At 39.8% G+C, this 7,216-nt stretch carries 8 protein-coding genes; 2 read left to right on the top strand and 6 right to left on the bottom strand.

From position 1 onward, the window contains the following. Positions 1 to 44: 44 nt before the first annotated feature. The 6 genes from WMO23_RS02540 to WMO23_RS02515 are packed head-to-tail and all read right to left on the bottom strand — an operon-like array spanning position 45 to position 5,167. On the bottom strand, positions 45 to 533 hold the full coding sequence (locus WMO23_RS02540; RefSeq protein WP_349173175.1) for a cytidylate kinase-like family protein: 489 nt from the start codon (positions 531 to 533) through the stop codon (positions 45 to 47). Between the two features lie 29 nt (positions 534 to 562). Further along, entirely contained in the window at positions 563 to 1,528 is a 966-nt protein-coding gene (locus WMO23_RS02535) for a C-terminal binding protein (protein ID WP_302491245.1), read from the bottom strand. A gap of 15 nt (positions 1,529 to 1,543) precedes the next feature. After that, positions 1,544 to 2,326, bottom strand: coding sequence for a 5-deoxy-glucuronate isomerase (locus tag WMO23_RS02530; RefSeq protein ID WP_302491246.1), 783 nt, complete (start codon positions 2,324 to 2,326; stop codon positions 1,544 to 1,546). A 15-nt stretch (positions 2,327 to 2,341) separates the two neighbouring features. Beyond that, on the bottom strand, positions 2,342 to 3,616 hold the full coding sequence (locus WMO23_RS02525; protein WP_302491247.1) for a TRAP transporter large permease: 1,275 nt from the start codon (positions 3,614 to 3,616) through the stop codon (positions 2,342 to 2,344). Position 3,617: 1 nt separating this feature from the next. Next, positions 3,618 to 4,133 (bottom strand): TRAP transporter small permease, encoded by a 516-nt coding sequence (locus tag WMO23_RS02520; protein ID WP_302491248.1) that lies wholly within the window; start codon positions 4,131 to 4,133, stop codon positions 3,618 to 3,620. Between the two features lie 14 nt (positions 4,134 to 4,147). Further along, on the bottom strand, positions 4,148 to 5,167 hold the full coding sequence (locus WMO23_RS02515; RefSeq protein WP_302491249.1) for a TRAP transporter substrate-binding protein: 1,020 nt from the start codon (positions 5,165 to 5,167) through the stop codon (positions 4,148 to 4,150). Positions 5,168 to 5,481: 314 nt separating this feature from the next. Between WMO23_RS02515 and WMO23_RS02510 the strand changes: the two genes are divergently transcribed. Together WMO23_RS02510 and WMO23_RS02505 are read left to right on the top strand one after the other, a co-directional pair. After that, complete coding sequence (locus WMO23_RS02510; protein WP_302491250.1) at positions 5,482 to 6,249, top strand: SDR family NAD(P)-dependent oxidoreductase; 768 nt, start codon at positions 5,482 to 5,484, stop codon at positions 6,247 to 6,249. 24 nt (positions 6,250 to 6,273) lie between these two features. Beyond that, the gene (locus WMO23_RS02505; protein ID WP_036201170.1) at positions 6,274 to 7,212 is read left to right on the top strand and encodes a sugar kinase; all 939 of its coding nucleotides are present in this window, start codon (positions 6,274 to 6,276) and stop codon (positions 7,210 to 7,212) included. Positions 7,213 to 7,216: the final 4 nt, after the last annotated feature.

Here is a 7,216-nt window from a genome sequence, read left to right as displayed (position 1 = left end):
CCAATTTTCGTTACTTAATACTATATCATGCACTCTTAAAATTTTCAGTACTGGTCTGAATTCACAGGCCCATTATATTCATCCTTTAATTCCCTAAGGGATTTACCATCATACACCGTTTTTCCGCGCTGTGTACGATAAGCATCATCTGCACACACATAAAAAGAATAGGCTTCAGGAAAATTTTTTAAAACATAGTCTGCGCAGCGTCCTAAAATAATGCAAGACCCGTCTTTAGCTAATTGTCGAATAGCTTCGGATTCAGCTTCAAACATTTTATTGTTCAACGGCTTTTCACCTTGCATGCCAAAAATATAAAACGGCATAAATTTCAAGGAAAGGGGTGGAATTTCTTCTTCCAATTGTTTCAAATCCCCTTCTTTCATATCATCAATGCCAATTTTAGCAGCTGCAATATGAATCAATTGACGATCATACAGATGCAATCCTAACTTTTGAGACAAGATTTGAGCTAATTCTCGTCCCCCACTGCCGTACTGACGACTAATGACAATAACAGTTCCATCCTTCATTCTCTCATCCCCTTTTACATCAAATTCAACTAAAGAACGTCACGATTCACAAGATACTTAGCTTTTTTACCACTTAATACGTCAGCTACGCCTTGTGCCACTTTCGTTTTTAATTCCAGCTCTGCTTCTTCAGAATACCAAGCAACATGAGGCGTTATCATAACATTATCCAACGTTAATAAAGGATTATCTTCTTGAATGGGTTCCTGCACCGTAACATCTAACCCGGCATAGCCAATTTTTTTATCCTTCAGTGCATGGTACAGTGCATTTTCATCAATTAAAGGCCCGCGCGAAGTATTTATAATAATAGCTTCCGGTTTCATCCAAGAAAGTGTCTGTTCATTTAACAGGTTTTCGGTATCCTTTGTCAAGGGTACATGCACAGAAATAATATCTGCTTTTTGTAAAACATCTTTTAAGGGAAGTATCGTAACATCATATTGTAATCCAACCTCTGGTTCAACATAAGGATCATAAGCAATAATATTCAGGCCAAAAGCTTTGGCTTTCTGTGCCACCATTTTAGGAATACGTCCAAACCCCAAAAGTCCCAATGTCTGCCCCTGAAGGCGATGAATGGGTTTCGCAATCTTATAATCCCAGCCATGGTGATGTACTTGAGAATTTAATATATTTAACTTGCGATGGCAAGCCAGCATTAATGAAATAGCTTGATTAGATACTTCATCCATACAATAATCCGGTACATTTAATACTTGAATCCCTAATTCAGTCGCTGCGTCCACATCAATGGTATTTACGCCTACTCCATATCGGCCAACAACTTTTAAATCAGGCAAAGCCTCCATAACTTTACGTGTAATCGGAGCATACTGATCAATTAAACCATTTGCATCTTTACATTCACGAATTACATCCGCTTCGGTCTTACATTGCTTAGGAAACATTACAGCACCAATTTTATCTAATTCTCTTTTTTCAGGTTCTAATGTTGCATATTCATAATCAGTTACATAGACTTTTATTGACATTTTGAGACTCCTTTCCTATACTCGTGCAGGATCCAGCTCTGCTAAATCATATTTCCGTACAATAGGGTCAAAGGCGGCTAATACCCAAAGATAAGCATTACGGCTCCCCGGGCTGCCTGCCGTCGGATGATAACCATAAGGAGCTTGAACCATAGTTCCGGAATAAACAGTATGTACTACCATATCATCTACATCACCGCTATTTTTATAGCTGATGTGAAAACCAAATTTAGGTTTAGGCATATCAAAGTAACAATAGACCTCTTCTAAATATTTTTCATGCTGATGAGGAGGCCAACTAGTCCAAGTCCCTTCTCCACCCCAAGTAAGTCCACAAATCAACCTTGAAGCTTTATCCGTCGGAGCCAAAGTAAACATGACTTCCCGCCGGCCAGCGCCCTCACCATGAATTTGATGCATATCTCCTATGGGCAATGAAGAATCAAATTTCCGTACAAAAGCTTCTCCAATACCTTCATAAACAGCTCCGGCAATATAAAAGATGCATTCTTCTAATGCCTTAATCTGAACCGTGTTTTCAGAGGGGATATAAAAAGAGTCAAATTTATTCAATTCAACATTCCCCAATACAGGATGTTGAATCGTTGCTTTTCCTTGAATTAATACGGGATGCAATTCCAATTCATTAGATTGCAATGTATAAGAAGCTCCTTTAGGCAAATTCAAGCGAAAAATTTGTGCAACCTGACAAGCTGATTGATTCGAGGTAATGACCTTATGAAATCCCATTGTATTAGGAGATTGTACACGCCAAGTTTTCATATCATCCGTATCCATTTGAAACACCTCATTTTATAAAAATAATGTAGTGACCTTCGGGAATAGTACAACAGCAAAATATACAGCTACATACCCAATAAAGAAAGGAATTTCACCTTTTACAATATCGCCCATATCCAATTTAGTAACTGAAGCCGCTGCAAAAATATCAACCGCGACAGGCGGGGTCATTGTACCTACAACATTTGCAATACAAACAATCATCCCAAAATGAATAATATCAATGCCTAATACATGTGCTAATGGCCAAAGAATCGGCACTAATAAAACACAAGTAGCAATGCCTTCCAAGAAAGTACCGAATGCCAACAACAGTAAGGCAATCAATATACAGAATAATGTAGGATTTAAATTTAATCCTTTAATAAAAGCAACCATATCTCCTGAAATACCGGAGTAAGCAAAAATCCAAGAAAATGCTGTCGACGTAGCAATAATAAACAAAATCATAGCTGAACCTTTAGCAGAATCGAGGAAGATCTGCCATAAATCCTGTACCTTCATTTCTTTATAAACAAAAAGACTAACAACTAACGCCCAAACGACGGCAACAGCAGCAGATTCGGTTGGTGTCATAAGGCCCGAATAAATACCACCCAAAATAATAACTGGGAGTAAGATAGCCGGAATAGCATGTACAAAAGATGAACCAATTTCTTTCAAGCTTATGCGCTTAGCATTTTTAGGCCACTGTTCCTTATGCGCATAGAATAGGCAAACTGCCATCAAAATAACCATGATAATGATACCTATGCCCACCCCTGCTTTGAACATCTTACTAATGGAAGCTCCAGTAATCGTACCGTATACAATCATAATGATACTTGGTGGAATAATCGGTCCCATGCCACCAGATACAACCAAAAGGCCGGCAACACGTTTTTTAGGATAGCCTAACTTAACCATATCTGCATAAAGCATTACCCCAATAGCAACAACGGTAGCAGGAGCAGATCCAGATAAAGCGGCAAAGAAAGCACAAGCTAAGACCAATACCAATGACATGCCACCTCGGATATTGCCGATAATGGAATTACAGAATTCTACGATACAGCTAGAAATCCCACCTTTGGTCATGATATTGCCAGCCAGGACAAAGAAAGCAATGGCCATAATCGATGTCGATTCCAAACCACCAAAAATTCGTTGAGGGATAATACCGGGGCTAACCGTAAAATCCGGGGCTAAGAAAATAGTAGCCATAACAGCAGCTCCCAAGGTAAAAGAAATAGGTACACCAATGGCTAAAAATACAATCATACTGCCAAACAATAACGCTGTCACCATATCAATTCCCTCCTTTCTCATCAACTGTATGCGAATTGTTTAAATCATTGAAGTGGATAAGCATGGTAATAACAGTAATACCTTGAACGCAAGTAATAATGGCAAAGCTGATAACTAATGCCAAATATGGGATTGCCATCGGAATATGAAGTGCTGCAGTAAGCTGTCCAGAAGCCGCCTGCATAGCTGCCATATGACAACTGTAGTACAAAACAATGGCAGAAAAAATAGTAACAACTATTTTTGCAATAATTTCTAAAACAACTTTAGAGGCTCCGTGAAATTTATTTACAAGGGCTGTTACAGCAATTTGTGAACCATCCCTAAGACCTGCTTCCGTCCCCAAAAGTGCCATATAAATCATGGCAAACGTAGACAATTCATCAAACCAGGGAATTGATAATTTTATAAAATTCCGGTTTACCACGGAAAGAAAAGAACAAGTGACCATAATCGCAAAAGAAACTACAATGATCAAGTTCTCAATATATTGCAATTTTTTTAATGCTAATTTCATACTTACACCCCCTATTACATTGATTTTGCAGTTTCAATAGCTTGATCAACAGCTTGCTGCCATACAGGATCAAAAGTAAAGCCTTTAGCAGCTGCTTCTTTCTTATATAAAGCCTGCAATTGAGCAGTATCAATATCGTGGAAAGTAACGCCCTTTTCTTTTAGCTTTTGCGTTGCATCGGCATTCGCTTCTACTAAATAACCTCTTTCAGCATCGCAGCCTTCTTTAACACCTTCTAAAAACGGTTGGCGTAAATCATCTGGAATCATATTCCACGATTTATCCGACATACATAATAAAATATAAACAAAAGCATGATGGGTATTAGTAATATTTTTCGTAACTTCATAAAAACCATTTGTATAACAACCGCTTACACCATTTTCACAAGCATCGATTGTCCCTTGTTGCAGCGCTGTAAACTGTTCTCCAAATGGCAAGGCAACAGGCATAGCTCCAAAAGATTTAAAAGCTGCCATATGATAGCGATTTTGCATCGTACGAATTTTTACCCCTTTAAAATCTTCTACCTTTTCAATAGGTTTTACAGAAAAGACATCTCGGAACCCAGATTCCATATAGCCGATAACATGGACGCCCATTTTTTTCTGCGCTTCTTGTTCAATCAATTTTCCGACCGCTCCATCAACAGCTGCATGAGCTTCATTGCTGTTTTTCCAAAGGTAGGCTTGGTCTAAAATCGCCATCTGAGGAATCCAGTTAGTAAGAACAGAATTTGCCGAAGTAGCAATATCCAAATCACCATTCATGACCAATTCAACAGTACCACGTTCGCCGCCTAATGCTCCACCAGGAATAACATTAATTTTAATTCTTCCATCGGTCTTATCATAAACTCTTTTTGAAACTTCCTTGGCACCTTTATAGTAACAAGTCGCTTCACCATCAACCAATGCCATACGCAATACCAAAGGTTTTTCTTTGGTGTAGACACGTTGTTCTTTTTGCCCTGAACAACCACTTAATGTGATAATTAAAAGAACTGTCATACAAAGACATAAGAACTTTTTCAAAACAACCTCCTCCTTTTCATCCGATGTATTATTTTATGTCTTAATAATACATCGGATGAATATTCCCAGTCAAGAGAATATGTTAATTTTGATATATTGTAATTACCCTGGTTTTTTTATAACTTTTTATCATTTTTCGCAATTATTTCAGCTGGTTTCTGCAAAATAATTGCTTTAACGCGAATTTCCGCACTTTTATCTATTGAGTTTTCCATAATTATCGTTTAAAATAAAATTAATTCATTTGTAAATTCATATGATGAATATCTATTTAGTGAAATATTTCATCTTATCATTTTTAGGAGGCGTATCTTATGTCGATATTAAATGCTTTTAATTTAGCAGGGAAAAATGCAATCGTAACTGGTGGTGGCCGTGGCTTAGGACGCGGCATGGCTGAAGGACTAGCCGAAGCCGGGGCAAAAGTCTTAATCATTGGTTCCAGCGCCAGTGTTGAAAAGACAGCCTCAGAATGTCAAAAAAAAGGATTAGACATGATTGCTTTACGCGGAAACTTAATGAATCAAGAAAATGTCCCTGCCGTCTTTGAACAAGCGCTGAATATTTTAAATGGACGCGTCGATATTTTAATCAATAACGCGGGAGTACAACGTCGTCATCCTTGTGAAGAATTCCCCCTAACTGATTGGAATGATGTGTTAAACCTCAACTTAAATACGGTATTTCAGCTTTGCCAGCTTGCCGGACGAAATATGTTACCTCGAAAATCAGGAAAAATAATCAATCTAGCTTCCATGCTGAGTTTCTTTGGTGGATACACCGTCCCAGCTTATGCAGCAAGTAAAGGTGGTGTAGCTCAATTAACGAAAGCACTGGCTAACGAATGGGCTGGTAAGGGAATCAATGTAAATGCAATTGCGCCTGGATATATGGCAACAGAAATGAATACGAAACTAATCGAAGATCCAGTTCGCAGTAAAGAAATTTTAGACCGAATTCCGGCAAAACGATGGGGTACACCGGAAGATATGAAAGGAACGGCCGTTTTTCTTGCCAGTACTGCATCAGATTATTTAAATGGCGCCATCATCCCTGTAGACGGAGCTTATCTGGTTCGTTAAATCAGTTGGAAAGGATGAAGAACTATGAAATCTGGATTAATTCTTGCAGGTGAACCCATGGGCCTCTTGATTGCTCAAAGTGAAGGTTCCCTTGATAGTGTAAGTGGCTATGATTTGGCCGTTGCTGGCGCAGAATTCAATGTAGCTGTCGGTGTGGCCCGTCTGGGGCACCGTGTTACCTACATGACGAAACTGGGCAAAGATCCTTTTGGCCAGCGAATCATCCATGTACTGAATGAAAACAAAATCGGCAATGAATTCGTTGCCTGGAGTGATACGAAAAAGACAGGGTTCATGCTGAAAGGCCGTGTCAGCCAAGGCGATCCGGATATTTTTTATTTCCGCGCTGGCTCGGCTGCCTCTACGTTATCCGTCGAAGATGTTGAAAAAATCCGCTTCGATGAATACAGCCACATCCATTTGACAGGGATTTTACCGGCCCTCAGTGAATCGACGCGGGCTGCTGTCAACTTAATGTTCGATAAGGCTCGTCAGGCAGGTTTACTGATTACCTTCGATCCTAATTTACGGCCTCAGCTCTGGCCTAGTCAGGATGTCATGATTCAGTCTATTAATGACATGGCGTCCAAAGCTGACATCGTTCTCCCTGGGACAGCTGAAGGCAAAATTCTCATGGGCAGTGATGATCCGAAAAAAATCAACGCTTTCTATCGTAACCTGGGAGCCAAAGCCGTTATTACCAAAGTCGGCAGCCAAGGCGCTTACGTAACGACAGCTACCGAAGAATATCTCGTCCCTGGCTTTAAAGTCGATAAAGTCGTCGATACGGTCGGTGCCGGCGATGGTTTCGCAGCCGGGGTCATTACGGCATTGATGGAAGGACTTCCCTTGAAAGAAGCTGTACGCCGCGGCAATGCTATCGGCGCCATCCAGGTTACCAGCCGGGGAGACAACGAAGGCCTCCCCTATCCGGATCAGTTAAAAGCGTTTATGGAAAAATAGGAGG

It is taken from the genome of Megasphaera intestinihominis (genome assembly GCF_040096415.1).
Taxonomy (GTDB): Bacteria; Bacillota; Negativicutes; order Veillonellales; family Megasphaeraceae; genus Megasphaera; species Megasphaera intestinihominis.
This window is presented reverse-complemented; position numbering and strand designations above follow the sequence as displayed.

Bases quoted from the DNA above. Each gene is read 5' to 3' on its own strand.
- WMO23_RS02530 (WP_302491246.1), bottom strand. From the start codon at position 2,326: ATGGATACGGATGATATGAAAACTTGGCGTGTACAATCTCCTAATACA.
- WMO23_RS02525 (WP_302491247.1), bottom strand. From the start codon at position 3,616: ATGGTGACAGCGTTATTGTTTGGCAGTATGATTGTATTTTTAGCCATT.
- WMO23_RS02505 (WP_036201170.1), top strand. From the start codon at position 6,274: ATGAAATCTGGATTAATTCTTGCAGGTGAACCCATGGGCCTCTTGATT.
- WMO23_RS02520 (WP_302491248.1), bottom strand. From the start codon at position 4,133: ATGAAATTAGCATTAAAAAAATTGCAATATATTGAGAACTTGATCATT.
- WMO23_RS02510 (WP_302491250.1), top strand. From the start codon at position 5,482: ATGTCGATATTAAATGCTTTTAATTTAGCAGGGAAAAATGCAATCGTA.
- WMO23_RS02535 (WP_302491245.1), bottom strand. From the start codon at position 1,528: ATGTCAATAAAAGTCTATGTAACTGATTATGAATATGCAACATTAGAA.
- WMO23_RS02540 (WP_349173175.1), bottom strand. From the start codon at position 533: ATGAAGGATGGAACTGTTATTGTCATTAGTCGTCAGTACGGCAGTGGG.